We start from the raw sequence: 351 nt of genomic DNA on the forward strand, positions 1-351 counted from the left end.
GGCTTGCGATGAGGGTACGTCGGCGCGACAGGCGGCGGCGCGGTTCGGCGTGGGGATATCGAGTGCGCTCCATTGGATCGCGCGGCGAAAATCGGCGAGCGAACGCCTCGGCCACAGGGCTGGCGGCGCGCCTCCAGTCTCGATGCGCATGAAGCCTTCATCGCCGGATTGATCAAGGCTTGCAAGAACATCACGCTGGACGAGATGGTTGAACTGCTGGCCCTCGAGCGGTCGGCCCGCATTGGTGGCAGTGCCTTGAGCGAGCTGGCACGGCCTTTGCTCAAGACGAATGGCAACCCTGCTGAGGGCTGACCACGCAAGACGTGCGAATCTTTTAGTTTGTGTGTTCCG

At 63.0% G+C, this 351-nt stretch carries 1 pseudogene; it reads left to right on the forward strand.

Features of this window, described 5'->3' with window-relative positions:
• Positions 1-273: pseudogene (locus tag ACWUKX_RS31035) on the forward strand (IS630 family transposase); the annotation flags it as partial.
• Positions 274-351: the final 78 nt, after the last annotated feature.

This window comes from Mesorhizobium sp. f-mel, from assembly GCF_053850215.1.